Genomic DNA, 25,069 nt, shown 5'->3' with positions numbered 1-25,069 from the left:
CGGCCGGAGGGCTGAGGGGTCCTAGACCAAAGTCGAATCCCCGCCTCGCCCGTGGTCCAGGACGTTCTGGGCCGCCGGGGCGATGTGCGGCCCGCGCCGCGCCAGCAGACTCCTTCATGCGCCGGGACGACCGGCGAGCAGCGCGAGCCGAGCGAGCGGAAGGAGTGGCAGGCATGTTCGAGGACGCGCGCCGTCGGCGGGCCGTGCGGCGGGTCGGGCCGGGGGACGGGCGGGCGCTGAAGCGTTTCCGCTGGTGGCAGTTGCCGTTCCGCGCCCTGTTCTACCTCCGGCTGCCGAACGACGACGGCGGCCGGAGCGTGTACGCGGTCGACGTCAGGCACTGGAAGAGCGACGACTCCGGCAGGGTCAGCGCCCAGCTGTACCTCGACGGCAGGCAGCACGCCGAGTCGAAGCTCCCCGCCGCCTTCCCCGTCCCGGGCGGCGTCGTGGAGGTGAGGAGGAGCGAGTTCGGGCTCAAGCGCTGCCATTACGTCACCGACGGCGGGACCGAGTACCAACTCGTCCCCGACCGTGACTCGGCCGAAGGGCGCCGCGCCCACTTCGACCGCGAGCACCCCGTGGTGAGCCGCGCCGTCGGCTTCCTCTCGGCGGTCGTGCTCCTCGCCGGCCTGTTCCTCGTCCTCACGCAGCTCGCCGAACAGCTCACCCGGCCGGAGGAAATCGCCCGGCACGTCGGCGGGACCTTCACCGCGCCCGTCGACCTGTCGGCCTGGGGCAACACCGTGGTCGGCCTCATCACGGTGACGGCCAGCACGGAGCGCGCCCTGCGGCTCCGCTACAGCCGGCTCCTCGACGGCGCGGCGGGCTGACCCCGCCCCTGCTCCCCCCACCATGCGGCCTAACCGGGCGCGGGCCGCGACGGCCGGCCCGATGCCCCCTGAAGCGGAAGCACCGGAGCCGGGATCCGTGCGGCTGTGCCGACCTCAGTCGTCGTACGACAGGCCGTGTCCCATGCGGAAGAGGACCCTGGCCGGATCGTCGGCGCGCTGGATGGGCACGGGCAGCTTGCCCCGGGGCTCGACCCGGCCGGCGATCACCCGGGCCGCGGCGCGCAGTTCGACCTCGGTCCAGCAGTAGGAGACCAGTGACGCCGGGACGTCGCCGACGTGGGCGATGTCGTAGGGGTTGCGCACCGCGAGGTGGACGACGGGGACGCCGGTCGCGAGCAGCCGGGACACCAGGGTGCGCTGGGCGCTGGTGGCACCGACGTTGTCGGTGGTGACCACCACCGCGTCCCGTCCGCGCGCGGCGGCCACGGCCTCGTCGATCTTCGCGGCGTCGGGCGTCCGGCCGGTGGCCAGGTGGGTGGTGGCGTAGCCCAGTTCGTCGAACGCCTTGGCCAGCTCGGGCACCGTGGTGCGGTTGGCGTCGGTCGGGAAGGCCGGGCTGGCGCCGACCACGAGCAGCTTGCGCTGCCCGCGGCGCAGCGGGAGCGTGTCGTCCTCGTTGACCAGCAGGGTGGTGGTGCGCTCGGCGATACGGGCGGCTGCGCGCTGGTGACCCCGGGCGCCGACGACCCGGTCGACCTCCCTCTGCGACACGTAGGGGCTGCCGCTGAGCAGGCCGGCCTTGTCCTTGATCCGCAGGACGCGCAGGACCGATTCGTCGAGGCGGTCCTCGGTGATCTCCCCTGCCCGGACGGCGGCCAGGACACCGTTGTAGGCGACGTCGATGTTCGGCGGGAAGAGCAGTTGGTCGGCACCGGCCTTGAGGGCGAGGACCGGCACGCGGTCGTCGCCGTACTTGGTGCGTACCCCCTGCATGTTGAGGGCGTCGGTGACGATCACACCGTCGAAGCCGAGTTCGTCGCGCAGCACGCCCTGGAGGATGGCGGGCGACAGGGTGGCGGGCTCGTTGCTGGGGTCGAGCGCCGGGACCTGGAGGTGCGCGGTCATGATCGAGTCGACGCCGGCGGCGATCGCGGCCCGGAAGGGCGGGGCGTCGATGCGCTCCCACTCCTCGCGGGTGTGGGTGATCACGGGCAGTCCGGTGTGGCTGTCCTCGCCGGTGTCCCCGTGGCCCGGGAAGTGCTTGGCGCAGGCCACGACACCGGCCCGCTGATATCCCGTCACCTGGGCGTCCACCATGCGGCCGACCTCGTGGGCGTCGGCACCGAAGGAGCGGACGTTGATGATGGGATTGGCCGGATTGACGTTGACGTCGGCGACCGGCGCGAAGTTCTGACGGATGCCGAGGGCGGCGAGTTCGGTGCCCGATATCCAGCCGGCGGTGCGCGCGTCGGAGAGCGAACGGCCCGCGCCGAGCGCCATCGCTCCCGGCAGCTGGGTGGCGCCGCTGCCGATGCGGACGTTGACGCCGTGCTCCTGGTCGATGGAGATCAGGGAGGGGATGGGGGTGGGCAGCGCGAGCGAGGCCCGCTGCACACCGTTGCTGAGGTCCGCGATCTGGCGGGGGTCCTGGATGTTGTTCGTCCAGCCGTAGAAGTAGATGACCCCGCCGACGTGGTACTTGGCGATGAGCTCGGCCACGGTGCGGACGCCGAGTTCCTTGAGGTTGCGGTCCTGGTCGAGCGGGCTGGGGGAAGTCGCCGACGTGCCGTAGAAGTACGGCACGAACAGCTGCCCGATCTTCGCCTCGACGCTCATCCTGGAGATGATCTTCTTGAGGCGGCGGTCGCGCGAGTGGGCGACCGCCGGGGTGGCTGCCACACCCGAGACGGCCGTCGCGCCCGCGGCGACCACGGTCGCGGCGGCGAGTACGGTTCGTCGGGAGAGACTTCGGTCCTGCATGCGGACTTGCTCCTTCCACCCTTGCCCATCAAGGGACTTGACGGATTCTTGAAGGACTCCGAGCAGCGGGAAAGGTAGCCCGCGGATTACGGGCGGGGCAATAGGTCTAGACAAAATAGGTCCAGACGAATGCGGGCTCCGCGCCCGTCAGGAGGCCGGGTGGCGGCCCACTCGGGCTGGTGACCGATGAGTTCTGACGCCGGCAGAAGTCCGATGCGCGACACCCGGCACCTGGAGGCCCGCACCATGACCGAACCGCACATTCTGGAGACCCGGCGAGACCTGGAGCGGGCGATCCACGTCGAGCGCTCCGCGCTCGCCCAAGACCTGGCCGGGCTCGGTGCGGCGCAGTGGGCGGCCGCGTCGCTGTGCGAACGCTGGACCGTGGAGGAGGTCGTGGCCCACCTGACCGCGGGCGCCCGCGTGGGACGGTGGCGTTGGCTGCTGAGCATGCTGGCCGTGCGGTTCGACGCCGACCTGCACAACGACCGACGACTCGCCGAGCACCGTGGTGCCACACCTGAGGGGACCTTGCGACGGTTTCGCGAGACCGTCGCCGGGCCCGCCGGGCCCACGGGACACACGGCGGCCTGGCTCGGCGAAATCGTCGTGCACGGCGAGGACATTCGTCGGCCGCTGGGTCTGGTGCGGACGCCACCGGTGGCCACGACGACCGCCGTGGCCCGCTTCTTCGCCGCCCGCGACTTCACCGTTTCGAGCCGCGGTGCCATCGCCGGCCTGCGGGTCGAGGCCACGGACGGTCCGTTCGCCACCGGCTCCGGGGATCTCCTTCGGGGGCCGACGCTGTCGCTGGTGATGGGGATGGCGGGCCGCGCGGCGGCGTGCGAGGACCTGGAGGGGGACGGCGTGGCGGTCCTGCGCACCCGGCTGGGCTCAGGCCGAGGAACAAGCTGAGTGCAGGTCCGCGCGACCTCCGGCACCCGCGGTCACAGCACTTCGCCCGGCCCGGGCCTGAGGACCGGGCCGCCTCTGTGGCGGCGGCGGCAAGGCGCGCGGGCGGGCCGGCCGCGGCGTGGTGCGTGGCGGCCGGGCCCGGGTACGGCCCTACTTGCCGCTGTAGACGGGGAAGGCGGCGTGCTCGCCGTAGTCGCGCTCGTCGAGGGTGCGCAGGGTGGCCATGTCTTCCTCGGAGATCTCGAAGTCGACGTCGGCGTTGGAGCGCATGTGCTCGGGGTTCGCGGTCTTCGGCAGCGGCTGGGTGCCCAGTTGCAGGGTGTAGCGGATGCACAGCTGGGGGACGCTCACCCGGTATGTCTCGGCGATCGCCTTGATCCGGCGGCTGTCGAGGAGCGTGCCGTGGGCGATCGGCGAGTACGCCTGCACGAGGATGCCGCGCTCCTCGCAGAAGGCCAGCAGCTCGGCCGGGGTGTTCCCGGCGTGCAGCAGCACCTGGTCCACGTGCGGTGCCACGGTCCCGTGGGCGAGGATGTTCTCCAGGTCGGACTGGAGGAAGTTCGACACACCGATGGCGCGGATCCTGCCCGCCTTGTGGGCGTCCTCCAGCGCGCGCCACGCCTGGCGGTTGCCCTCGGCGTAGTCGCCGCCGCGGAAGTCGTCCCACGGCTGGGGGGAGTGGATGAGCATCAGGTCCAGGTAGCCGATGTCCAGCTTCGCCAGCGACTCGTCGATCGCGGCGACCGCCGCGTCGTAGTCCTTGATCTCCGCGGCCAGCTTCGTCGACACGAAGAGGTCTTCGCGCGCCACGCCGGCGGTACGGATGCCTTCTCCGACTCCGCGTTCGTTGCCGTACGCCTGCGCGGTGTCGATGTTGCGGTAGCCGGTCCCGACCGCCGCGCGCACGGCCTCGGCTGCCTTGTCGTCGTCGATGAACCACGTGCCGAGGCCCAGCTTGGGGATCTCGACGCCGTTGGACAGGGTGTAGGTCTCGTTCAGGGTGCTCACGCGTTCTCTCCGTTCCTCGGCAGCCGGCCGTACACCTCGTCGGTGACCGGCTCCAGCCATTCGTTGCCGACGTCTTCTCCAGGCGTGATGAAGGCGACGTGGGAGAACCACGAATCGGCCTCGCGCCGTGCCAGTGCTTGGTGCCCGCCGGGACGCGGATCGCGGTGCCCGGGGTCATGCTGACCGCGTCCTGGCCCTCGGCCTGGTACCAGCCGCTGCCGGCCGTACACAGCAGGATCTGGTCGCCCCCGCCCGCGCCGCCGTGATGGATGTGCCAGTTGTTGCGACAGCCCGGCTCGAAGGACACGTTGCTGACCGGGACGCTCCCGCCGGTCAGAGGGGCCAGATAGCTCTGCCCGACGAAGTTCTCGGCGTAGGCGTCGTTCGTGTCACCGAGCGGGAAGATCTGCTCGAACTCATGGTCGGCCGTGTCGGTGTCTCCCCCGGGGGCGCGCAGGGTGCCGTCGCCGCGTTCGGAATCCAGGTCGAGTTCCTCCGCCGCGCCGATCCGATCCAGGTCGGCGTCGTTCCAGCCGGTCATGGTGGTCACCTTCCGTATAGGGATGGGGTCAGGCTTCGGGGATGGCGCGGCCGAAGTCCGCGAGGGTGACGGCCTGCGGGTCGGGTCCGCCGCGGCGGCCGGTCTCCAGGCCGTCGAGGGCCTTCACCTCGTCCGGGGTCAGGGTGAAGTCGAAGACGTCGATGTTCTCGGCGATGCGGTGGCGCCTGGTCGACTTCGGGATGACCGAGCGGCCCTGCTGGATGCCCCAGCGCAGCAGTACCTGGGCCGGGCTCTTGCCGTGGGTCTCGGCGATCCGGGTGACGACCGGATCCTCGAGGACGCTGGTACGGTCCGCGCCGTAGCCGGGGTAGAAGGTGATCCCGCCGATCGGGGACCACGCCTGGTTGAGGATGTGGTGCGCGTCGTCGAAGTCGAGGACGTCGCGCTGCTGGAAGTAGGGGTGGACCTCCAGCTGGTTGACGGCCGGGACGACGGTGGTGGCGTCCAACAGCGTCCTGAGGTGGTCGACCATGAAGTTGCTGACGCCGATGGCGCGGACCTTCCCGTCGGCCAGGAGCTTCTCCAAGGCGCGGTAGGCGGCCACCGTCCTGTCGAAGTCCGAGGGGAGGGCCTGGTGCAGGATGAGCAGGTCGATGCGGTCGAGGCCGAGTTTGGCGGCGCTCTTGTCGAAGCCGTGCAGGGTCTGCTCGTAGCCGTAGTCGCTGATCCAGATCTTCGTCTCGACGAAGACGTCGTCGCGGGGCACACCGGATTCGCGCAGGGCCTGGCCGACCTCGCGTTCGTTGCCGTACGCGGCTGCGGTGTCGATGTGCCGGTAACCGAGATCGAGGGCGTCCCGGACGGCGGCCTTCGTCTCCTCGGGCGGGGTCTGGAACACCCCGAGTCCGAGCGCGGGCATCTGGACGCCGTTGTTGAGGGTGAGGGTCTGCATCACAGAGTCCTTTCGTTTCGGGTGGCCCGTGCGGGCACGATCAGGGTCAGGACGGTGCGTGAGGTCAAGGCCGCACCGGAGCGCGCCGCGATGTCGGCCACGGCGGTCAGGAGGCCCAGGGCCAGGGCGCTGCCGATCCGGTGCACGGTGTCGACCAGCCCGGCGCCGGCTCCCGCGTCCTCGGGGCGACGCCGTTGACGCCGCTGGAGGCCGGCGGAGCCAGGGCCAGGCCCTGCCCCGGCCCGCGCAGGCGAAGGTGCCCACCACCCTGATCACAGACTGCCCGCCCACGGCCGCACCGGCATCCCGGGACACCCGGCGCACGCCCGTGCCCCGGTGGCCGCCGACGACCTCGCACCCACGCAGGACGGTGGTGGTGCGGACGAGGGCCGCGCCCGTTCCCGCAGCCGGGTCGGCCGTGTCCCCGACGCGGCCGGCGCCGGCTTCGTAGCCGAGTGCTGCGCGCAAGGTGCTCCTTCATGTCGCCGGAAGCCCGAGGTCGGGCCGTCTGTTCCGGCGGATCGGGGCCTCGGTCCTCTCCAGGAGACCTCGGGCGGCTGCCCGGGTGGGAGTCACTGCTCTTCCAGGTACTGGCAGTACCTCGCAGGCCCGTATCCACCGGCCTACGGTGGAGGAACGGCACAGATCCACGCCGACCCGAAGGAGACCCCCGTGCCCCGTCGCCCCGCCGAGCCCGCCCGCTGCCACCGGCAAGGCCGCCCGGCACGGCCGTGGCACACCAGCGCGGAGTCCGACCGTGGCCGCCACTGACAAGAAGGACCTCGCCGCCGAGGTCCGCGAGTTCCTCAGCACCCGGCGGGCCCGGATCACCCCCGAACAGGCCGGCCTGCCGGTCTACGGCGGCAACCGCCGCGTCGCCGGTCTGCGCCGCGAGGAGGTCGCCCTGCTCGCCGGCATGAGCGTCGACTACTACGTCCGCCTCGAGCGCGGCAACCTCTCCGGCGCCTCCGACTCCGTCCTCGAAGCCCTCGCCCACGCCCTCCAGCTCAACGAGGCCGAACGCACCCACCTCTACGACCTGGCCCGCGCCTCCACCCCCGCCGGCCGGCGGCGCGCCGCGACCACCTCCCGGGTGCGGCCCACGATCCTGCGGCTGCTCGACTCGATGACCGGCGTACCGGCCTTCGTGCGCAACGCCCGCTTCGACGTCGTGGCCGCCAACGCACTGGGCAGGGCCCTGTACGCGCCGCTGTTCGACTCGCCGCTGTTCGCCCAGCGCGGTCCGGTCAACAGCGCCCGCTTCCTGTTCCTGGACCCGGCGGCACAGGACTTCTGGGTCGACTGGGACAGAAGCGCCGACGACGCGGTCGCCTTCCTGCGCACCGAAACCGGGCGGGCACCGCACGATCGGGCCCTGACCGACCTGATCGGGGAGCTGACGACCCGCAGCGAGGACTTCACCCGCCGGTGGGCCCGCCACGACGTGAAGTTCCACCGCTTCGGTGTGAAGAAGTTCCACCACCCGCTGGTCGGCGACCTCGCCCTGCCCTACGAAGCGATGGACCTGCCCTCCGACCCGGGGCTGCGCCTCAACTTCTACACCCCCGAACCGGACTCCCCGGAGCGAGAGGCACTGGACCTGCTCGCCAGCTGGACGACCACCGGCACGGTCGTCCCCGCCGGGAACGACTGACCCCGCACACGAGGAGAACGCCTCCATGCAGTACCGACCGCTCGGCCGCACCGGCGTGAAGGTCAGCCCGCTCTGCCTGGGCGCGATGATGTTCGGACCCTGGGGCAACGAGGACGAGGCCGACTCGATCCGCATCATCCACCGCGCCCTCGACGCCGGCATCAACTTCGTCGACACCGCCGACGTCTACTCCGCCGGCGTCTCCGAAGAGATCGTCGGCAAGGCGTTGAAGGACCGTCGTGACGACGTGTTCCTGGCGACCAAGTTCTTCATGCCCATGGACCCCGACGACCCCAACCAGCGGGGCGGCTCCCGGCGCTGGATCATCCGCGCGGTCGAGAACTCCCTCCGACGCCTCGGCACCGACCACATCGACCTCTACCAGGTCCACCGCCCCAGCCCCGACACGGACGTCGCCGAAACCCTCGGCGCCCTGTCCGACCTCGTCCACCAGGGCAAGATCCGCTACATCGGTTCCTCGTCCTACTCCGGCTCCCAGATCGTCGAGGCCCAGTGGACCTCGCGGGAACGGAACCTGGAGCGGTTCGTCACCGAACAGCCGCCGTACTCGATCCTGGTCCGCGGCATCGAGGAGGACGTGCTGCCCACCGTGCGCCGCCACGGCATGGGCACCCTCACCTACAGCCCGCTGTCCGGCGGCTGGCTGTCGGGCCGCTACCGCAAGAACGCCACCGGGGGCCCGGCCTCCGCTGCCCGCCCCCAGGCCCGGTTCGACATGGACACCCCCGCCAACCAGCGCAAACTCGAAGCCGTCGAACAGCTCGCGCTCCTGGCGGAGCAGGCCGGCCTCACCCTGGTCCAACTCGCCGTCGCCTTCGTCGTCAACCACCCCGGCGTCACCTCGGCGATCATCGGCCCGCGCACCATGGAACAACTCGAAGCGTTCCTGCCCACCGCCGACATCGCCCTGTCCGCCGATGTCCTGGACGCCATCGACGACATCGTCGCCCCAGGCGTCACCGTCAACCCCGTCGACAACAGCTACGGTGATCACGAACTCGGGGCCGACCAGCGCCGACGCCTCGGCATCCGCCGACCGGATTCGCCGTCGAACGCCTCGACCGGATGACGAAGGACAGCCCCGCGGAGCGCAAGAGGCAGATCACAGCCGCGGACAGCCGATCACGCGGAGTAGATTCGGCGCATGCCGCGAGAGGTACGCCACGAGAAGCTGCTACGCCGTCCTCGGCGAGGAGGGCGTACTGCCCGTCCGGGACGAGCTGCCGGCCGAGGCCGCCCTGACCGCCCGGGAGGCCGTGCCGGTCGCGAGTTCACCAACGACACGTCGGACCCGGCCACCCTCGCGGCGTTCCGCGAGGCCGGGACGGAGGTAATCACCGTATGAGGCTCACTCTGCTCGGCGGCGGCGGGTTCCGCGTACCGCTCGTCCACCGCGCCCTGGTCACGGACGAGGGCGACGCGACCGGCCGGTGCACCGAACTGGTGCTGTACGACACCGAGCGGGCGAGGCTCGACGCCATCTCCTCGGTCCTCGCCGAGCAGGCGGCCGCGCTCGCCGGGAAAGACCGGCCGGCTCCGCCCGCCGTCCGGACCACCACCGACCTCGACGACGCGCTGCGCGGCGCGGACTTCGTCTTCTCCGCGATCCGCGTCGGTGGCCTGGAGGGCCGTGCCCTGGACGAGCGTGCGGCCCTCGGCGAGGGGGTCCTCGGGCAGGAGACGGTAGGCGCGGCCGGTGTGCTGTACGGGCTGCGCACGGTGCCGGAGGCGGTGCGGATCGCCGAGCGGGTCGCGGCCGTCGCGCCGGACGCCTGGGTCATCAACTTCACCAACCCGGCGGGCATGGTCACCGAGGCCATGCAGCGCGTTCTCGGGGACCGCGTCATCGGCATCTGCGACTCGCCGGTCGGACTGTGCCGGCGGGCCGCACGAGCGCTGGGCGCGGATCCGGACCGCGTGGGCTACGACTACGTGGGGCTCAACCACCTCGGCTGGCTGCGGCGGGTCACCGTGGACGGCCGCGACCGGCTGCCGGAGCTGCTGGCGGACACCACCGCGCTGGAGTCCTTCGAGGAGGGCAGGCTCTTCGGCGCCGACTGGCTGCGGACGCTCGGCGCGCTGCCCAACGAGTACCTGCACTACTACTACTTCAACCGTGAGGCGGTCGCGGCGCTGCGGCAGGCCCCCGCGACCCGCGGGGAGTACCTGCGCGAGCAGCAGGGCGCCTTCTACGCGGAAGCGGCCGCCCGGCCCGAGCACGCCTTCGCCGCGTGGGAGCGCACGCGCCAGGAACGCGAGGAGACGTACATGGCCGAGAGCCGGGAGAGCACGGGTGGCTGGCAGCGCGCCGCGTCCGATCTCGAGGGCGGCGGCTACGACCGGGTGGCGCTGGCGCTGATGCGCGCGATCGCCCGCAACGAGCGGACGACGCTGATCCTCGACGTCCGCAACCGCACGGCCGTCCCGGGGCTGGACGCGGACGCGGTCGTCGAGGTGCCCTGCCTGGTCGACGCCACCGGCGCGACCCCCCTGGCCACGGGCCCGGTGGCGCCGGACCAGCTCGGCCTGATGCTCAGCGTGAAGGCGGTGGAGCGCGCGGCGATCGAGGCGGCGACCAGCGGCTCGCGTTCCGCGGCGCTGCGGGCGCTGGCGCTGCACCCCCTGGTGGACTCGGTGAACACGGCGGAGCGCGTCCTCGCGGACCGGCTGCCGCCGAACCGGTCCCACCGGGGCTGACGAAGCCGACGGGGCACGTTCACCGCCGGTCCGTACGCCCGCTGCCCAGGCATTCACATCGCTAGAATGCGACGCAACCGCTGGAAGCGGTACGTAAGGGAGCGGGACAAGTGGACAGACTCACCTCCGTGGAGCGAGCGCTGCGCGCGGCGACGCCGAACGCGCTGCTCGACGTCGTGACAGCGGCCCTCATGGAGCAGTACGGCGCCGGACGCGTCGAACTGCGCATGGCCGACTACGGGATGCGCTCGCTCCAGGCGGTCGAGACGGTGCCGTTCACCACGGAGCCGGTCATGATCCACGACAGCCCGCAGGGCAGGGCGTTCGGGTCGCAGGAACCCTTCGTTATCGCCGATCCCGACGCACACGCGGTGACCGTTCACCTCCCGGTCACGATCCGCGGCGACCGGCTGGGAGTCCTGTCCGTCACCCTGCCGGAGGACCGCCACTCCCCGGAGCTGATTCCGGAGATGCAGCACCTCTGCGACGTTCTCGGCCACGAGATCCTCGTCGCGGAGCGTGACACCGACCTCTATCTGCTCGCTCGGCGTGCCGCGCGCCTGACCCTGGCGGCGGAGATGCAGTGGCAGCTGCTGCCGGGCCGTGCCTGCTCGCGCCCCGAGTTCTCCCTCGGCGGCCACCTGGAGCCCGCGTACGCGATCTTCGGGGACAACTTCGACTGGTCCGCGTCGGCCGACCATCTCACGCTCACCGTCACCAACGGCATGGGCGAGGGCATCGAGGCTGCCCTCCTCACCAACCTCGCCGTCAACGCCATGCGCAACGCCCGGCGTGCCGGACTGGGCCTGGCCGACCAGGCGGCACTCGCCGACCAGGCGGTGTACGCGCAGTACCGCGGTTCCGCGCACGTGTCGGTCGTTCTGCTGCGCTTCGACCTCGCGACCGGCGAGGTCGAGGCCGTGGACGCCGGGTCACCCCGCATCTGGCGGATGCGGGACAAGGACGTCGACTCCCTGCCCCTGGAGGCGCAGTTGCCTCTCGGTATGTTCGAGGACACCCACTACACCTCCGAGTACTTCCAGGTGCTTCCCGGTGACCGTCTGCTGATCGGCAGCGACGGCGTCTACGACTCGGTCTCCCCCTCGGCGGAGAAGTACGGGGAACGAGCGCTCGCCCGGTCACTGACCGCCGCCCGGCTGCTGCCGCCGCAGCAGGTGCCCGGAGCCGTGCTGCGTGAGCTGGCCACGTACCGCGGCAGCACGCCCTTGGACGACGACGCCCTGGTCGTCTGCCTCGACTGGTACGGGCGGGACTGACGGACAGCGGACGACCGCTGACGCGTGTGCGACCCCGTCCCCAGTAGCTCCTCATACCCCTCACTGCGTCTCCTCTTCAGCGACCTGGGAGAATCCCCCCATGGGAGTCGAAGCTGAGGTGACCGTCACGACGGTCGACGAGGTGCGGATCGTGCAGGCCATCGGGGAGTTCGACCCCGAAAGCGACGAAAGCCTGGCCCTGACGCTGGTCCCCCCGGTGGACCGCCCGACGGGCACCATCCTGGATCTGGCCAAGGTCACCTTCGCCGACTCCGCCTTCCTCCACACGCTGCTGGCCGCCAAGACCGAACACGACCGAGTGGGCGTCCCGTTCGTGCTCACCCAGCTGCCCCCGGTGGTGGAGCGACTTCTCACGCTGACCGACGTCGCCCGTGCCTTCGACCTCACCAGCGACATCGGAGCCGCCGTGGCCCTGATCAGGTCCCGCGGCGACGCCGCCCGTCGGCCATGAGCGCCGCACACCCCAGAGGCCCGGGCAGCCGCCTGGGGGAGTGGCCGAGTGGAGAGGGGGTGAGGGCACGTGACCACAGCCGAGACGAAAGCCGGTTGGCTGGAGCCGCCGCTCAGCGCCGGCACCGCGCGTGACCGCGTCCGCGAACTGCTTCTGACGTGCGATCCTGCCCCGCCTCCGAGGGTCGTCGACGACATCCTGCTCGTGGTCACGGAGCTGGTCACCAACGCCGGTCGGCACGGCGGTGGCCTGATCGCCTTCGACGCGCGCCTCGCCGAGGACACGATCACCATCAGCGTGACCGACGCGTCAACCGTCGTCCCGCATACCCACGCCCGCGACCGGGCCGGTGCTCCGGGCGGGTTCGGCTGGCCCTTGATCCAGCTCCTCAGTGACGAGGTGCGGGTGCGTACCACCGCTGCCGGAAAGACGATCGGGGCCGTACTGCGCACCACCGCCCACGGTTGACGCGTCGCCCGCCAACGGGTGATCCCTCGTAAGGGTCACGGCGCTCAAGCCGCGGAGTGCGCCGAGGGTGTTGCGTCCTCGTCGCCGTGAGCGGTGTCGAGCTCTGCTTGCAGCGCGGCGAGCCCCGCGGCGAGGGCAAGCCGTTCGGCAGAGGGCATGTTGCTGATGGCACGGTGGAGCACACGGTCGCGTTGTTCGCGGATGCGCAGCAGGTGCCGGGTGCCCGCGGGGGTCAGCCGCAGGACGATCTCGCGGCCGTTGCCGGGGCAGGGCAGGCGTTCGAGGAAGCCGATGGCTTGCAGGCGGTCGCACATGCGGGTCACGGTGGACGGTGCGGAGGCCAGCAGTTGGCAGACGGTGCGCATCCGGATCCCGTCCGCGCGGTCGGCGAGGTACATCAGGCGCAGTTGGGATGTCGACGTGGGCGTGGTGCCCCCGTCGGTGGCATTCCTGGCGTGCTCCCACAGCACGTCGAGGAGTTCGGTGATGCCGCCGGCGGACCGTATTGCCTCATGGCAGGTCCTGTCGGCGGCTGCGTCCGGTGCGGTCATGGTGGCCCTCAGTGGTGTGCTTCTGCCCGGCCGGCGGCCGGGCACTGGCTCAGGTGGTGCCGTCCGGTCCGGTGGGGCGGGCCGCGAGGCCGTCGTCTTCGCCCGCGACGGATCGTGGGGGTCGGGCGAGGACCGAGGCGGTGAGGTGGTCGAGGGTGCCGGTGAGGTCCAGGAGGCGGTCCAGTTGCGCAGGGCGATCGTCCAGGTGCAGTCGCACTCCTGCCTGAGTGGTGCGGCGGCCGATCATCAGCAGGACGGACAGGCCCATGGAGTCGACCATGCGGAGTCCCGCGCAGTGCAGATGGAGGTCCTCGAGGCCGGGCCGGGCGGCGAGCTGGGCGGTTGCCTCTTCCAGGAGGAGATCGGCATTGTCGTAGTCGAGGTCGCCGTGCACTTCGATGCGGATCTCGTTCTGCGTGTCGACCGTGACGAGGCGCAGGTGATCAGGGGGTATTGCGGTCATGCGGTGGTCCCGGCGGTGTTGGAGTGGGCGGTCGTGAGCACCTGCGTGGCAGCCCGGAGCATGCGGCAGGCTCGGGGAAAGTCCTTGAGTTCGTGGGCCAGCAGCCCCAGTGCCGGCGGCAGACTCATCGCGGGCACACCCCGCGCCACCAGGATCTGCGCGGTCCAGGTGATGAACCCGGTGAAGAGGGCTTCGTCGCCGAGGTAGAGGGCGGTGGCGAGGAACTCCACGATGTGCGCCAAGTCCTCCGCGGTCCGCTCACGTTGCAGATCGTCGTAGGACGCCATGGCCGGAAACGTGGTCTCCAGCTGGGTGAAGACGGCGCGTACCAGGGACCTGCTGTTCCGGCTGACCAGGGTGTATTCCTGGTCCGACAGGTGGGGCAGGTCGTCGATCTGCTGATGGTCGGGCTGCGGCCGGGGCAGCGGCCCCTGGGCAAGGCGGTCGGCGGCGGTGCGGGCGTCGGGGGCCCACGCGTCGGCGCCCAGCAGCCGTGCGTACCGCCCGTCGGGTCCGAACGCGGCGCCTCCGACGAGGACGGGCACGCCGATGGCCTGGCACGCGGTGACCGCCGCGTGGGCCGTGGGCAGTCGCGTGGCGATCGAGCTGGACAGGGCGACCGCGTCGGCGCGGGTCTTGTGAAGGTGGTCGATGAGGTGCGGTGACGGGACCTGCGCACCGAGGTAGTCGACCTGCCAGCCGCGCAGTTTCAGTACTTCGGCCAGGAGCCGGGCGGGCAGGGCGTGCCACTCGCCGTCCACGCAGGCGACGGTGATCCGGCCCCGGGTGACCGCGGTGCGGGCGGCGGGGTGCACGCTCACCGCGCTGACCGCCCGCTCGTTGATGGCGGTCGCGGCGTGCTCCTGGGCAACGCTCATCCGGTTGGCCGCCCACTCCTCACCCACCTTGCCCTGCACGGCCGCGATGACATCCAGCAGCACGCTCTCCGGTCGTGCCCCTTCGTCGAGGGCACGGAGCACCAGCTCGGTGGCCGCGGCCTCGTCTCCCGCCGACACGGCGTTCCACAGCAGGTCCGCCTGCTCCCGCATGTCCGTGCCGGCGACGAGGGAGGGCGAGACACTGGCGTTCATGCGGTGTACCTGCCCCGTGTGTGGCCGTTCACCGCACTCAGGTGGTGGTTTCGAGGAGCGGAGATCACGACGACCGCCATGTCGTCGTGACGGCCTTGACCAAGCCACTGGGCGGCCAGCATGTGCACGTGCTCCGCGATCCCCTCGGCGGGCATGCCCGCGCACTCGGACAGGGCGCGCTTGAGACGCTCGTCGCCGAAGAGCACGTCGCCCATCGGCCCGCCCCTGGCTTCGGTGATGCCGTCGGTGTACAGGACACAGGACTCGCCGGGGGCCAGGGACACGGCCGCGGTGAGAGCGGAGATCGTGGGCACGGCGCCGATCAGGGTGCCGCGGGTCCCGGCTTCCTCGACGGTGCCGTCCGCGCGGACGATCAGAGGGGCGGGGTGGCCGCCGCTGGTCAGCCTGAGATCCACCTCGCTGCCCCGGCGCTTGGCGGAGGCCAGGACCAGGGTCGCGAACCGAGTGGTGTGCGAGTTGAGCAGTGTGGTGTTGAGCACGTCGAGCATCCGCTCGTGGTCGTCCGCCAGCGGCAGCAGCGCGTGCAGCGTGTTGCGGATCTTGCCCGTCAGTACGGCGGCCTCCAGGCCCTTTCCGCACACATCCCCCAGCGTGACCAAGGAGGCGTCACCATCGGCGGTGGCGGGGTGCACGTCGTAGAAGTCTCCGCCGATGCGTTCGTGGTCCCCCGCCGGGCGGTACCGGCCGGCGAAGTCGACCCCGGAGACGTGATGCAGCACCGGCGGCAGAAGATCACGCATCAGGACCTCGGTGATCGCGCTCTGCTCCGCGTAGAGACGGGCCGCCGACATCGCCGCCCCGGAACGGGCCGCGAACAGCCGCGCGAAGACTTCCTCCTCCTCGCTGAACGCGACGGTCTCCGCCCTCCGCAGCAACACCAGCGCTCCGGCCGGGACACCGTGCCCGGGCAGCGGGGTGATCACTATCGAGCCGACCGGCCCGAAGCCCTCGGGCACCATCCACCGCGGTGCCGCCGCGGGGTCGATCCACCGCGAGGGCACCGGCGGAAACCCCCGCAGCGCCTCCGCCAGACCTGGCACCCCCTCGGGATCCACCTTCTCCTGCGCCAGGCTGGGAACCCCGCCACGCAGGCAGGTCACCACCGGGAGCCGACGCCCACGGGCGGGCGCGACGACCAGCGCCGCATCGGCGAGGCTCTCGGCGGCCATCCGCGCGGTCACATCCATGCAGCGCCCCAGATTCAGCGAGGAGAGCAGGGCGCTGGACGCCTCGGCGAGGAACGCGGTCCGCTTCCGCTCCGTATGCAGGGCCTCCCGGGCCAACTGGTGATCGGTGTCGTCGACCAGCCACCACACCACCGAACCGTCGTCCCGCACACTGGGGTGCGCCTCGAAACGGCGGCCCCCGATCGCACCGGACCACGGCCCATCGGTCTCGGGGACGATACGCGGGCCGGGGAAGCGCAGTGCTCGATGAGCGTCGGCGATCCAGGAGGGAGCCGCATCCACCAGGGGTGTTCCGGGAACCGCGCGGGGCAGGAGCGCGCCGGCGGCGTCATTGCGGCGCGTCAGCCTGCCCTCTGCGTCAGCGACCAGAACCGGGTACGGGGCACCGCCCCACGAGAGGTCCGAATCCGTGCTTGCGCCGGTTTGTGCTTGGGTGGATACCAAAGACCGAGGACCCGCTGAGCGAATCCCTCACCTCATCACCTCGATGGAACAGTTGCCTTGAGGCAACCATCCCTCATGATGTCGCCTTCTGACAACCAGCCCTCTCGGCTCGGCGGCAGGGGCACTGTTCATCGGCCGCGCGGGTGGGGTTCGTGGGTTCGGGCAGGGTGCGGAAGAGGAGCCAGCTCAGGGCCGGCATGGCGATCAGGGGAGTGAGGGCGGTCCGGAGGGTGGTGGTGTCGGCGAGGTGGCCCAGCAAGGGGCTGACGAGGCCGCCGATGCTGACGGTGAGGCCGAGGGTGATGCCGCCCGCCGTGCCGATGCGGGAGGGCAGGTAGTCCTGGCCGAGGGTGACCTGGAGCGAGAACGGGACGTACAGGCCGGCTGAGGTGAGAGCCACGAAGAGGAACATGGCCGGCCCGGGGGTGTGGATCACCCCGGTGACGGCGGCGATGGAGAGCAGGTAGGACCAGCGGCAGACGCGGACGCGGTCGTAGCGGTTGGCCAGGAACCCGCCCAGGACCGAGCCGGCGGCGCCGCCCAGGAACAGCAGGAACAGGGCGGCGGTGCCCGCGGTGGTGCTGCCGTGCATGCGCTGCCGGGCATAGAGGGAGATGAAGGTACTCAGCCCGGTGAAGACGACGGAGCGGAAGACGACCGCCAGGGACAGTCGCACGAACGAGGCCACGTCGTCCGCGCCGGAGGGCACTTGGGTTCTGGCCGCGCCGGTCCGGGGCCGGGCGAGCATCCGCAGGACGGGTACGCACAGGGCGGCGCCGGCGAGCGCGGGCAGGACGAGGACGGGTGTCCAGTGCAGGGAGCCGTGTCCGACGGCGGCCGACACCATGAGCGGGGCGAGTGCGAAGCCGATGTTGCCGCCGAGGGAGAACCAGCTCATCGCGCTGTGGCTCCCCTGGGCGGCCTTCCTGGCCACGCGGGCGGATTCCGGGTGGTAGGCGGCCACGCCGACGCCGGAGACGGCGACGAAGAACAGGGTGAGCCCGTAGGAGCCGCTCAGGCCGCTGAGTGCGATGCCCACCCCGCCCAGCAGGGTGCCGACCGGCAGCAGCCACGGCATCGCCCACCGATCGGTGAGCACCCCGAACAGCGGCTGGGCCACCGACGACAGCAGGGACGCGGCCAGCACGATGCCGGAGGCGACCGCGTAGGTGTAGTCCCGTTCGGCCACGAAGAACGGGATCAGCGCCGCCACGGCGCCCTGGTAGATGTCGACGCAGGCGTGCCCCACGGCCAGCAGCAGGATCGATGTCTTGTTTCGCACCCCACCCATGCTGGGAGCAGCACCCCGTGTCGCGCTTCCGATAAATTGACAGGTGATGCAGGAAATCCGCCACACGGCTGTCGCGCCGACCCGGACCCGGCACCTGGCCTCCGGCGGCGAGATCGACGCGCACCGCCACGACGACCACCAGATCGCCTACGCCGGCCGCGGCACCATCGCGGTGACCACCGACGCCGGCTCATGGATCGCGCCCGCGACGCGCGCGCTCTGGATCCCCGCCGGCACAGTCCACCGGCACCAGGCCCACGGCGAACTCGACCTCCACCTCGTCGGCCTGCCCACCGCCGACAACCCCCTCGGCCTGGACACACCCGCCGTCCTCGCCGTCAGCCCCCTCCTGCGCGAACTCATCGTCACCTACACCCGCGACCCCGACGACGACACCCCGCCCCGCCACCGCCTGCGCGCCGTCATGCTCGACCAGCTCAGCCTCTCTCCCGAACAGCCCCTCCACCTGCCGGCCCCCACCGACCCCCTGCTCCGCGCACTGCACGACATCCTGCGCACCGACCCGGCCGACAACCGCTCCCTCGACGACCACGGACGCCGGATCGGCGCCAGCGCCCGCACCCTCTCCCGCCGCCTCCGCGACGACCTCGGCCTCACCTACCCTCAGTGGCGCACCCAGATCAGGCTCCACCACGCCCTGATCCTCCTGGCCGACGACACCCCCGTCACCACCGTCGCCCACCACTGCGGCTGGTCGTCGGCCAGCACCTTCATCGACGTCTTCCGCCGTACCTTCGGCCACACCCCCGGCGCCCGCCCCACCGCCTGACCACGCGCCCCGGTCGGCGCACGAGCCGCCGGATCCGCTGTCGGACACGGCGCCCGGTGCCACTCCTCAACGGACGAAAACGGTCTTCGCAGGCTCCGTCTGTACGATGCTCGGGCGTCTTGTCTCACTACCTCGCCGACAACGAGGTGCCGGTCACCTGCTCGCCACGCGGGCAGGGCACACCGGCGTGACGACGACGGACGTGGCAGACCTGCTTCCAGCAGCGGAGGCATGGGGAGGTCTCGCGGGGGGTGTGTGAAAGATCGTGACAGATGAAGGTGTGAACCGGTGACCGAAGCCAAGACCGAAACGCTGCAATACCGCTTTGACGGGCCGGAACACCTCCCCGTACTGATCCTGGGACCGTCCCTCGGTACGACATGGCACATGTGGGACCGCCAGGTGCCCGAGCTGTCGCAGCACTGGCGGGTCTTCCGGTTCGATCTGCCGGGGCACGGGGGCGCCCCCGCCCGCCCGGCCGGGTCCGTCACCGAGCTGACCCAGCGGCTGCTGGCCACCCTCGACGGACTCGGCGTGCAGCGGTTCGGCTACGCGGGCTGCGCGTTCGGCGGTGCGGTCGGCATGGAGCTGGCCCTGCGCCATCCCGAGCGCCTCGCCTCCCTCGCGCTGATCGCCGCCTCGCCCCGTTTCGGCACCGCCGACGAGTTCCGCCAGCGCGGCGTGATCGTCCGCACCAACGGGCTCGACCCCATCGCCCGCAGCTCGCCGGAGCGCTGGTTCACCGGCGGGTACGCCGCCGCCCAGCCCGCGATCACCGAGTGGGCCGTGCAGATGGTGCGGACCACCGACCCCGGCTGCTACATCGCCGCGTGCGAGGCGCTCGCCGCCTTCGACGTCCGCGGCGAGCTGGGCCGTGTCGGCGTCCCCACCCTGGTCCTCGTCGGCTCCGACGACCAGGTCACCGGCCCCGCCGAGGCCCGCACCCTGGTCGCCGGCATCCCCGACGCCCGCCTCGCCGTCGTGCCCGGCGCCTCCCACCTGGTCCCGGTCGAGCAGCCCGCGGCCGTCACCGACCTGCTGGTGCGGCACTTCACCACCGCCTGGCAGACCCCGCACGACACCGCCTCCACCGGCCAGATCCCCGTCCCGGCCCCCGTCGCCCCGGCGGCCTCCCCGGCCCCCGCGCAGCCGGCCCTGGCGCCGCCGGCGCAGGCCGCGCCCATCGCCGAGATCGCCCCGGCCGCCGTACCGCGGCAGGGGCAGGGGCGGCCCGACCCGTACGACGCGGGGCTCAAGGTCCGCCGTGAGGTGCTCGGCGACGCGCACGTCGACCAGGCCCTCGCGCAGGCCGACGAGTTCTCGGGGGACTTCCAGGAATTCCTCACCCGCTACGCGTGGGGCGAGATCTGGGACCGGCCGGGCCTGGACCGGCGCTCCCGCAGCTGCGTCACGCTCACCGCCCTCGTCGCCGGCGGGCACACGGACCAGCTCGCGCCCCACCTCAGGGCCGCCCTGCGCAACGGCCTCACCCCGGCCGAGATCAAGGAAGTACTGCTCCAGGCGGCCGTCTACTGCGGCGTACCGGCCGCGAACAGCGCCTTCCGGGTCGCGCAGCAGGTCATCCGCGAGGAGACGACACCCCCGGAGTGAGGGCGCAGGATGGAGTCATGAAGCTCACCAAGAAGTCGCACGCCTGCGTCCGCCTCGAAAAGGAGGGGCGGACGCTCGTCCTGGACCCCGGCGGATTCAGCGAGGAGGACGCCGCCCTCGGCGCGGACGCCGTTCTCGTCACCCACGAGCACCCGGACCACTTCGACGAGCGGCGGCTGCGGGCCGCGATGGAGGACAACCCGGCCGCCGAGATCTGGACGCTGAAGTCCGTCGCGGAGAAGATCTCGGCGGCGTTCCCGGGCCGCGTGCACACCGTCGGCCACGGCGACACGTTCACCGCCGCCGGATTCGACGTCCAGGTCCACGGCGAGCTGCACGCCGTGATCCACCCGGACATCCCGCGCATCACCAACGTCGGCTTCCTCCTGGACGGCGGCAAGGTCTTCCACCCCGGCGACGCGCTCACCGTCCCCGACCGGGCCGTCGAGACGCTGATGCTCCCCGTCATGGCCCCCTGGAACAAGGTCGCCGAGGTCATCGAGTACGTCCGTGAGGTGAAGCCGCAGCGCGCCTACGACATCCACGACGCGCTCCTCACCGACCTCGCCCGCCCGATCTACGACCGGCAGATCGGCGAGCTGGGCGGCGCCGAGCACCTGCGGCTGACCCCGGGCGACTCCGCGCGGCTCTGAGGCCCCCACCGCCCGGGGCCGGGTTGTCAGTGCCGCCGGGTAGGTTGTGGGACATGCGCATCGCGACCTGGAACGTGAACTCGATCACCGCCCGCCTGCCGAGGCTCCTCGCCTGGCTGGAGAGCAGCGGCACCGACGTGCTGTGCCTCCAGGAGGCCAAGGTCGCCGAGGCGCAGTTCCCCTTCGACGAGCTGCGCGAGGCGGGCTACGAGGCCGCCGTACACGCCACCGGCCGGTGGAACGGGGTGGCGGTGCTCTCCCGGGTCGGCCTCACCGACGTGGTCAAGGGCCTGCCCGGCGACCCGGGCTACGAGGGCGTCCAGGAGCCCCGCGCGATCTCCGCCACCTGCGGCCCGGTCCGCGTCTGGTCGGTCTACGTGCCCAACGGCCGCGAGGTCGACCACCCCCACTACGCCTACAAGCTCCAGTGGTTCGAGGCGCTGCGTGCCGCCGTCGAGGGCGACGCCGCCGGCGACCGGCCATTCGCGGTGATGGGCGACTACAACGTCGCGCCGACCGACGAGGACGTCTACGACCGCGCCGCCTTCGAGGGCGCCACCCACGTCACCCCCGCCGAGCGCGCCGCCCTCGCCTCCCTGCGCGGGGCCGGCCTGTCCGACGTGGTCCCGCGCCCGCTGAAGTACGACGTCCCGTTCACGTACTGGGACTACCGCCAGCTCTGCTTCCCCAAGAACCGCGGCATGCGCATCGACCTGGTCTACGGGAACGAGCCCTTCGCCAAGGCCGTCACCGACTCCTACGTCGACCGCGAGGAGCGCAAGGGCAAGGGCGCCTCCGACCACGCGCCGGTCGTGGTCGACCTCGGCGTGTGAGTGCGCCGGGCCTGCGCGCCCTGTGGTGCGCGGGGCGGTACGAATGACAGTGTGGAGGTATGAACTTCCCCTTCCTGGGCAAGCGGCGCGAAGATCCCCGGGCGCATGACGCCGAGGGCATCGGCGAGCTGCTCGCCGACTGTGATCTGCTGCGTTCGCAGGCGTTGCGGGAGGGGGTCCGACTCGACGACTCCGCGGTCTCGTTGGAGCAGTTGGACCAGATCCTGCCGCGTTGGCGCGGCGACGAGGAGATCCAGACCTGGCTGGGCAACGACGCCGGTCTGTACCTCGGCACGGTGATCGTGCGGACCGTCCCCGGAGCCCTCTGGGCCATCCGGTCCGACGGTCAGCCCGTCGTCCGGCTCGCCTCCGGCCGGGAGTTCGACGTGGTGGCGTCCGGACACGAGTGGGCGGCGGACGGGGTGCCCGAACTCTCCCAGCTGTACGGCGAAGTCGCCGAGGCATGAGCCCTCAGCCCGATAATCGCCTTTACAGGGGCTAATGCCCGAATGGTGCGTGTCGTTCGCATGTGTGCTGTTTGTCTCGGTACGTTGCTGTGGTCAGGGCACACGAACGGCCAGGGGGAATCGCAGAGTGCAGCCGGAGATCACTGCTCGCGCTCCACGGCGGACACCACGCAGGGGTGTCCGCGGGCGAGGAGAAGGTCAGCTGCACACACCCCCTAAGCCCGATGGGAGTTGCGGGACGTCGGTGCCGGAGTCGGCAGGGGGCTGGTCGCCGCCCGGGTGACGTCCCCCACGAGTTCGACGACGTCCGGGCCGTACGCCTGAGAGTTGACCACCTTCAGCAGCAGCACGAAGGAGCTGGTGCCGTGTTTGCGGGCCAGCTTCTCGTGGTGCCGGGCGAGGTAGCGGGTGGCCGCCTGGTTGGTGATCGCCCGCTGTCCGCAGAACAGGAAGGCGGGCCGGGCCTCCCGCCGGTCCCCGGCGGTGAGGCGGGCCAGCAGGACGTACTCCGTGATGCCCGCGTCCAGTCGGTAGCGCTCGCCGCCGATCTGGAAGGCGCCGCGGTCCGGACCGGGTTCGGGGTCGACGTTGACCCGCACCCCGGGCAGCATGGCCGCCATGTGGGCGACCATGCGCCGGTTCGAGCCGGGGCCGCCCACACAGAACTCCGTGCGCTCGCCGAAGCCCTGACCGACCATGTCCTGCGTGACCACCTGCATGTGCGCGCCGCAGTCCTTGATCAGCGCCGCCAGCTCCAGCAGCGCGAAGACGTCGAAGCGGTGGACCGCCGGTTCCGAGGCGGCCGGGTCCCGGTTGACGACCAGCAGCGACTCGGAGCTGTCCGGCAGCCCGAAGAACGCCTGCTTGCGGCGGAGTCTGCGCCGGGACAGGTAGGTGCGGGTGAACCAGCCCAGCGCGGCGCTGATGCCGGCCGCGACCACGCCCAGGACGATGTTGCGTACGTCGTCAGTCATGGGCGCGCATGCTAGCGGGCGTCGGCGTACCCGTGTTCGATGGGCCGCCGGGCCACCCGCTCGGGCGGCGGCCCTCGTGCTCCTGACGCGGCCATGACGATCAACTAAGCTGCCCGAACGGCCTTTCCCTGGAGGTGCGGATGCGTCGCCCTGTCGCACGGAATCTGACGGTCCTGGCGGTCTCGGCCGCCGTGGTGGTGTCGGTGGGGGCCGCGGCGCCGCCCACGCCCCACGGCAGCCCCGGCGCCCCGAAGACCCCGGTCGCCGTCGGGTACGGGGGCGCGGTCGCCAGCGTCGACCCGGACGCCTCGGCCGCCGGCATCGAGGTGCTGCGCAAGGGCGGCAACGCCGTCGACGCCGCCGTGGCCACCGCGGCCGCGCTCGGTGTCACCGAGCCCTACTCCGCCGGGGTCGGCGGCGGCGGGTACTTCGTCTACTACGACGCCAAGTCCCGCACGGTGCGCACCATCGACGGCCGCGAGACCGCGCCGCTGACCGCCGACGAGAAGCTCTTCACGGAGGACGGCAAGCCGATCGCCTTCGCCGACGCCGTCAGCAGCGGCCTCGCCGTCGGCACCCCCGGCACGCCCGCCACCTGGCAGGCGGCCCTCGACAAGTGGGGCAGCCGGGGGCTCGCCTCCGTGCTCAGGCCCGCCGAGCGCCTGGCCCGGCAGGGCTTCACCGTCGACGACACCTTCCGCTCCCAGACCGCCGCCAACGAGCAGCGGTTCCGCTACTTCCCGGACACCGCGGAGCTGTTCCTGCCCGGCGGGCAACTCCCCGTCGTCGGCTCCACGTTCAAGAACCCGGACCTGGCCCGCACCTACCAGGAGCTGGGCCGGGAGGGCGTCGACGCGCTCTACCGCGGCGAGCTGGGCGAGGACGTCGTCGACACCGTCAACGAGCCGCCCGTCGACCCGGACTCCGGCTGGAACGCCCGTCCCGGCGACCTGTCCGCCAAGGACCTCGCCGCCTACGAGGCCAAGTTCCAGGCGCCCACCAGGACCTCGTACCGGGGCCTGAACGTGTACTCCATCGCGCCCTCCTCCTCCGGCGGCACCACGGTGGGCGAGGCGCTGAACATCCTGGAGCGCACCGACCTCTCCGAGGCGAGCAAGGCCCAGTACCTGCACCGCTTCATCGAGGCCAGCCGCATCTCCTTCGCCGACCGCGGCCGTTGGGTCGGCGACCCCGCCTTCGAGGACGTACCGGCGAAGGAACTGCTCTCGCAGCGGTACGCCGACTCGCGGGAATGCCTGATCAAGGACGACGCGGCGCTCACCAGCCCCCTCGCGCCCGGCGACCCCCGGCACCCCGCCGCCTGCGCGGCCGGCGGCAAGGCGGCGCCGACCACGTACGAGGGCGAGAACACCACGCACCTGACCGTGGCCGACAAGTGGGGGAACGTCGTCGCCTACACGCTCACCATCGAGCAGACCGGCGGCAGCGGCATCACCGTGCCCGGCCGAGGCTTCCTGCTCAACAACGAGCTGACGGACTTCTCCTTCGCCCCGGCGAACCCGGCCGTCCACGACCCGAACCTGCCCGGGCCCGGCAAGCGCCCGCGGTCCTCGATCGCCCCGACCATCGTCCTGGACCGGCACCACGAGCCGGTCGTGGCGGTCGGCTCGCCCGGCGGGGCCACCATCATCACCACCGTGCTCCAGACGCTCACCGGCTTCATCGACCGCGGGCTGCCCCTGGTGGACGCGATCGCCGCCCCGCGCGCCAGCCAGCGCAACGCGGCCCAGACCGAACTGGAACCCGGCCTCTACGACAGCGGGTTGCGGGAACGCCTCGAGGCGCTCGGGCACTCCTTCAAGGAGAACCCGGAGATCGGCGCCGCGACCGGCGTGCAGCGGCTGCCGGGCGGCAAGTGGCTGGCCGCCGCCGAGAAGGAGCGGCGCGGCGGCGGCTCCGCGATGGTGGTGCGGCCCACGCGGCAGCGGTAGCGCG

Annotated in this window: 23 protein-coding genes and 1 pseudogene; 14 read left to right on the top strand and 10 right to left on the bottom strand. The window is 71.7% G+C overall.

Annotated elements, in window-relative coordinates; all coding sequences use genetic code 11:
* The first annotated feature begins 173 nt into the window (after window positions 1-173).
* A complete protein-coding gene (locus ACZ67M_RS08450; RefSeq protein WP_392235866.1) occupies window positions 174-830 on the top strand; it encodes a hypothetical protein in 657 nt (218 codons plus the stop codon).
* A gap of 114 nt (window positions 831-944) precedes the next feature.
* Here ACZ67M_RS08450 and ACZ67M_RS08445 read toward each other — a convergent pair whose 3' ends face one another.
* The gene (locus tag ACZ67M_RS08445; protein WP_469850117.1) at window positions 945-2,771 is read right to left on the bottom strand and encodes a glycoside hydrolase family 3 protein; all 1,827 of its coding nucleotides are present in this window, start codon (window positions 2,769-2,771) and stop codon (window positions 945-947) included.
* A 213-nt stretch (window positions 2,772-2,984) separates the two neighbouring features.
* On the opposite strand from ACZ67M_RS08445, the gene ACZ67M_RS08440 reads away from it, so the two are divergent.
* Complete coding sequence (locus tag ACZ67M_RS08440; RefSeq protein WP_469850115.1) at window positions 2,985-3,686, top strand: maleylpyruvate isomerase family mycothiol-dependent enzyme; 702 nt, start codon at window positions 2,985-2,987, stop codon at window positions 3,684-3,686.
* Between the two features lie 150 nt (window positions 3,687-3,836).
* On the opposite strand, the gene ACZ67M_RS08435 is transcribed toward ACZ67M_RS08440, so the two are convergent.
* The 3 genes and pseudogenes from ACZ67M_RS08435 to ACZ67M_RS08425 all read right to left on the bottom strand — a co-directional run bounded on the left by ACZ67M_RS08435 (window position 3,837) and on the right by ACZ67M_RS08425 (window position 6,148).
* Complete coding sequence (locus tag ACZ67M_RS08435) at window positions 3,837-4,694, bottom strand: aldo/keto reductase (protein ID WP_392235861.1); 858 nt, start codon at window positions 4,692-4,694, stop codon at window positions 3,837-3,839.
* Window positions 4,691-5,151, bottom strand: a pseudogene (locus tag ACZ67M_RS08430) (cupin domain-containing protein). Before ACZ67M_RS08430 ends, ACZ67M_RS08435 begins: the two are co-directional and overlap by 4 nt.
* A gap of 112 nt (window positions 5,152-5,263) precedes the next feature.
* Window positions 5,264-6,148, bottom strand: coding sequence for an aldo/keto reductase (locus tag ACZ67M_RS08425; protein WP_469850112.1), 885 nt, complete (start codon window positions 6,146-6,148; stop codon window positions 5,264-5,266).
* Window positions 6,149-6,905: 757 nt separating this feature from the next.
* On the opposite strand from ACZ67M_RS08425, the gene ACZ67M_RS08420 reads away from it, so the two are divergent.
* The 6 genes from ACZ67M_RS08420 (at window position 6,906) to ACZ67M_RS08395 (ending at window position 12,737) form a co-directional block, all read left to right on the top strand.
* Window positions 6,906-7,802 carry a helix-turn-helix domain-containing protein gene (locus tag ACZ67M_RS08420; protein WP_469850111.1) on the top strand — a complete coding sequence of 299 codons (897 nt, stop codon included), beginning with the start codon at window positions 6,906-6,908 and terminating at the stop codon, window positions 7,800-7,802.
* 25 nt (window positions 7,803-7,827) lie between these two features.
* Window positions 7,828-8,892: an aldo/keto reductase gene (locus tag ACZ67M_RS08415; protein ID WP_469850110.1), complete on the top strand. Its 1,065-nt coding sequence runs from the start codon at window positions 7,828-7,830 to the stop codon at window positions 8,890-8,892.
* Between the two features lie 272 nt (window positions 8,893-9,164).
* Complete coding sequence (locus ACZ67M_RS08410) at window positions 9,165-10,520, top strand: 6-phospho-beta-glucosidase (protein ID WP_469850108.1); 1,356 nt, start codon at window positions 9,165-9,167, stop codon at window positions 10,518-10,520.
* Between the two features lie 110 nt (window positions 10,521-10,630).
* Window positions 10,631-11,797, top strand: coding sequence for a PP2C family protein-serine/threonine phosphatase (locus ACZ67M_RS08405; protein ID WP_392013833.1), 1,167 nt, complete (start codon window positions 10,631-10,633; stop codon window positions 11,795-11,797).
* Window positions 11,798-11,897: 100 nt separating this feature from the next.
* Entirely contained in the window at window positions 11,898-12,269 is a 372-nt protein-coding gene (locus tag ACZ67M_RS08400) for an STAS domain-containing protein (protein WP_361358352.1), read from the top strand.
* Window positions 12,270-12,338: 69 nt separating this feature from the next.
* On the top strand, window positions 12,339-12,737 hold the full coding sequence (locus tag ACZ67M_RS08395; RefSeq protein ID WP_392101941.1) for an ATP-binding protein: 399 nt from the start codon (window positions 12,339-12,341) through the stop codon (window positions 12,735-12,737).
* A 44-nt stretch (window positions 12,738-12,781) separates the two neighbouring features.
* On the opposite strand, the gene ACZ67M_RS08390 is transcribed toward ACZ67M_RS08395, so the two are convergent.
* The 5 genes from ACZ67M_RS08390 to ACZ67M_RS08370 all read right to left on the bottom strand — a co-directional run bounded on the left by ACZ67M_RS08390 (window position 12,782) and on the right by ACZ67M_RS08370 (window position 17,785).
* On the bottom strand, window positions 12,782-13,288 hold the full coding sequence (locus ACZ67M_RS08390; RefSeq protein WP_361358358.1) for a MarR family winged helix-turn-helix transcriptional regulator: 507 nt from the start codon (window positions 13,286-13,288) through the stop codon (window positions 12,782-12,784).
* Between the two features lie 49 nt (window positions 13,289-13,337).
* The gene (locus ACZ67M_RS08385) at window positions 13,338-13,751 is read right to left on the bottom strand and encodes an STAS domain-containing protein (protein ID WP_361358361.1); all 414 of its coding nucleotides are present in this window, start codon (window positions 13,749-13,751) and stop codon (window positions 13,338-13,340) included.
* Entirely contained in the window at window positions 13,748-14,842 is a 1,095-nt protein-coding gene (locus tag ACZ67M_RS08380) for a cobalamin B12-binding domain-containing protein (RefSeq protein WP_392013829.1), read from the bottom strand. Before ACZ67M_RS08380 ends, ACZ67M_RS08385 begins: the two co-directional genes overlap by 4 nt.
* Window positions 14,839-16,419, bottom strand: coding sequence for a PP2C family protein-serine/threonine phosphatase (locus ACZ67M_RS08375; RefSeq protein ID WP_469850693.1), 1,581 nt, complete (start codon window positions 16,417-16,419; stop codon window positions 14,839-14,841). Before ACZ67M_RS08375 ends, ACZ67M_RS08380 begins: the two co-directional genes overlap by 4 nt.
* 148 nt (window positions 16,420-16,567) lie before the next feature.
* Window positions 16,568-17,785 (bottom strand): MFS transporter, encoded by a 1,218-nt coding sequence (locus tag ACZ67M_RS08370; RefSeq protein ID WP_392235847.1) that lies wholly within the window; start codon window positions 17,783-17,785, stop codon window positions 16,568-16,570.
* 46 nt (window positions 17,786-17,831) lie between these two features.
* Here ACZ67M_RS08370 and ACZ67M_RS08365 point away from each other — a divergent pair, with 46 nt between their 5' ends.
* The 5 genes from ACZ67M_RS08365 to ACZ67M_RS08345 all read left to right on the top strand — a co-directional run bounded on the left by ACZ67M_RS08365 (window position 17,832) and on the right by ACZ67M_RS08345 (window position 22,139).
* The gene (locus ACZ67M_RS08365) at window positions 17,832-18,575 is read left to right on the top strand and encodes an AraC family transcriptional regulator (protein ID WP_392013826.1); all 744 of its coding nucleotides are present in this window, start codon (window positions 17,832-17,834) and stop codon (window positions 18,573-18,575) included.
* Window positions 18,576-18,863: 288 nt separating this feature from the next.
* Window positions 18,864-20,186: a bifunctional 3-oxoadipate enol-lactonase/4-carboxymuconolactone decarboxylase PcaDC gene (gene pcaDC / locus ACZ67M_RS08360; protein WP_469850104.1), complete on the top strand. Its 1,323-nt coding sequence runs from the start codon at window positions 18,864-18,866 to the stop codon at window positions 20,184-20,186.
* Between the two features lie 17 nt (window positions 20,187-20,203).
* A complete protein-coding gene (locus tag ACZ67M_RS08355; protein ID WP_469850102.1) occupies window positions 20,204-20,839 on the top strand; it encodes an MBL fold metallo-hydrolase in 636 nt (211 codons plus the stop codon).
* Window positions 20,840-20,892: 53 nt separating this feature from the next.
* A complete protein-coding gene (locus ACZ67M_RS08350; RefSeq protein WP_385793765.1) occupies window positions 20,893-21,672 on the top strand; it encodes an exodeoxyribonuclease III in 780 nt (259 codons plus the stop codon).
* Window positions 21,673-21,731: 59 nt separating this feature from the next.
* Window positions 21,732-22,139 (top strand): DUF6278 family protein, encoded by a 408-nt coding sequence (locus tag ACZ67M_RS08345; RefSeq protein WP_361358381.1) that lies wholly within the window; start codon window positions 21,732-21,734, stop codon window positions 22,137-22,139.
* A 215-nt stretch (window positions 22,140-22,354) separates the two neighbouring features.
* Here ACZ67M_RS08345 and ACZ67M_RS08340 read toward each other — a convergent pair whose 3' ends face one another.
* Window positions 22,355-23,113, bottom strand: coding sequence for a hypothetical protein (locus ACZ67M_RS08340; protein WP_361358384.1), 759 nt, complete (start codon window positions 23,111-23,113; stop codon window positions 22,355-22,357).
* Window positions 23,114-23,253: 140 nt separating this feature from the next.
* Between ACZ67M_RS08340 and ggt the strand changes: the two genes are divergently transcribed.
* Complete coding sequence (ggt, locus tag ACZ67M_RS08335) at window positions 23,254-25,065, top strand: gamma-glutamyltransferase (RefSeq protein WP_469850101.1); 1,812 nt, start codon at window positions 23,254-23,256, stop codon at window positions 25,063-25,065.
* Window positions 25,066-25,069: the final 4 nt, after the last annotated feature.

The organism is Streptomyces sp. NPDC107500, from assembly GCF_055582785.1.
Note: the sequence above shows the minus strand (reverse complement) of the source record. Positions and strands in the feature narration are given on the sequence as shown.